The organism is Streptomyces katrae (assembly GCF_000966975.1).
GTDB lineage: Bacteria > Actinomycetota > Actinomycetes > Streptomycetales > Streptomycetaceae > Streptomyces > Streptomyces katrae.
In genome coordinates this window covers 1-2,075 of the sequence record NZ_JZWV01001028.1, presented here as the reverse complement: position 1 = coordinate 2,075, position 2,075 = coordinate 1, and the positions used below count along the sequence as shown (strand labels likewise).

2 protein-coding genes are annotated in these 2,075 nt (G+C 76.7%); one reads left to right on the top strand and one right to left on the bottom strand.

All coding sequences use genetic code 11. The features are described from left to right. Nucleotides 1-103: 103 nt before the first annotated feature. Nucleotides 104-1,063: a LysR family transcriptional regulator gene (locus tag VR44_RS31685; protein ID WP_045951071.1), complete on the bottom strand. Its 960-nt coding sequence runs from the start codon at nucleotides 1,061-1,063 to the stop codon at nucleotides 104-106. Nucleotides 1,064-1,169: 106 nt separating this feature from the next. On the opposite strand from VR44_RS31685, the gene VR44_RS31680 reads away from it, so the two are divergent. Then, nucleotides 1,170-2,075, top strand: a 906-nt coding sequence (locus tag VR44_RS31680) for an EamA family transporter (RefSeq protein ID WP_045951070.1), incomplete at its 3' end; no start/stop codon positions are given.

Genomic DNA, 2,075 nt, shown 5'->3' with positions numbered 1-2,075 from the left:
GGAGCCCACGGCGGAGGAGGCGGCACCGGCGGCCGTGGCGGCGGCCATGGCCGCGGCGGCGAGCAGGGCCCGGCGGGAGGCGTGGTACGGCACCCCCGGGACCCTACTCCCGGTCCGCGCCCCGCGTCCCCGGGACACCAGCGGCGTCCCCCGGAAGCAGGCCGGAAACGGCCGGCCAGTGCTCCCGGAGGGTGCGGACGGTCTCGGTGATCGCCGGCCGGCGGGAGGCGCCCGTCCGCCACAGGGCGTACAGCCGGCGTACGGGGACCGGCTCCAGGGGGACGGCCACCGCGCCCGGCGGCAGCCGCCCGGTGCCCAGCCGTGGCACCACCGCGATCCCGAGCCCTGCCGCGACCAGGGCGACGATGGTGTGGTTCTCCTCGGCCATGTGCGCCACCTCGGGCTCGAACCCGGCCGTGCGCAGGGTCCGCACCAGCCAGTCGTGGCAGACCCGCCCGGGCGGCTGGCACACCCACCGCTGGCCGCCCAGGTCCGCCCGCCGCACCAGCCGCCGGGCGGTGAAGGGGTGTCCGGCCGGGACCACCAGGTCGCAGCGGTCGTCGCCGATCAGCGCGTGCTCCACGCCCTCGGGGGCGGGCAGCGGGGCGATGTCCCAGTCGTGGGCCACCGCCAGGTCGGTGACCCCCCGGGCCACCAGGTCCACCGAGAGGTGGGGGTCCACCTCCGTGAGGCGTACGTCCAGCGCCGGATGGCGCACGGCGAGATCGGCCAGCACCCCCGGCAGCAGCCCGCGGGCCGCCGAGGCGAAGGCGGCCACCGTCAGCCGTCCGCCGGGCAGCCCGCGCCGCTCCTCCAGGGTGGTCTCGGCCCGCTCGACGATCGCCAGCAGCTCCCGGGCGGTCTCGGCGAGGTGGCGGGCCTCCTCGGTGAGGGCGACCCCGCGCCCGCGCCGCTCCAGCAGGGTGGTGCGGGTCTCCCGCTCCAGTTTGCCGATCTGCTGCGAGACGGCGGAGGGGGTGTAGCCGAGGGCGGCGGCCGCGGCAGCCACGGAGCCGTGGACGGAGACGGCGTGCAGGGCGCGCAGCCGGGGCAGGTCGAGCATCCGGCCATCGTAGGGGGTGCGGGCGGGCACTCGTAAGGAATGCTTCATCCATCCCGGAAGTCATTCGCGCTGGTGCTACATGGTGGGGGCGGCCGATGCTCGGTCCATGCGTCCCGTACACACCGCTCTCGCCGTACTCGTCGCCGCCGTCTGGGGGTTCAACTTCGTCGTCATCCAGATCGGGCTCGGCCACTTCCCGCCGCTGCTGCTGTCCGCCCTGCGCTTCCTGGTCGCCGCGCTGCCGGCGGTGTTCTTCGTGGGGCGGCCCAAGGTCGCCTGGAAGTGGGTCGTGGGGGTCGGGGTGGCGCTGGGCATCGCCAAGTTCGGGCTGCTGTTCACCGGCATGGCCGCCGGGATGCCGGCCGGGCTGTCCTCGCTGGTGCTCCAGATCCAGGCGGTGTTCACGGCCGTCCTCGCCGCCGCCGTGCTGCGCGAGCGGCCCGGGCCGGTGCGGGTGCTGGGCATGGCCGTCGCGCTGGCCGGGATCGCGGTCGCCGCCGCGGACACCGGCCTGTCCGGCCCGGCGACCGGGTTCACGCTGGTCGTGGCGGCGGCCGCCTGCTGGGGTGTGTCCAACGTGCTCACCCGCAAGGCCGCCCCGCCCGACGCGCTGAACTTCATGGTGTGGGTGTGCACCGTCCCCGTGCTGCCGCTGCTGGGGCTGTCGCTGCTGCTGGAGGGGCCCGGGCGGGACCTGGCCGCGCTGCGGGCCCTGGACTGGTCCGGGGTGGCCGTCATCGGCTACGTCGCCTGGGTGTCGACGGTGTTCGGCTTCGGCGCCTGGGGGTACCTGCTGCGCCGCTACCCGGCCTCCGCCGTGGCGCCGTTCTCGCTGCTGGTGCCGGTGTTCGGGATGTCCTCGGCCGCGCTGGTGCTGGGGGAGCCGGTCTCGGGGCTGCGCTGGCTGGCGGCGGTGCTGCTGGTCGGCGGGGTGGGGCTGACCTCGCTGGCCCCGGCGGGCGGCCGGCGGGGCGCGGCGGCCGCCGCGGGGGCGGCCGACCGCACCGACGTA

What these genes read in the sequence shown, in the direction of transcription:
- VR44_RS31685 (WP_045951071.1), bottom strand. Translation starts at nt 1,063, where the DNA reads ATGCTCGACCTGCCCCGGCTGCGCGCCCTGCACGCCGTCTCCGTCCAC.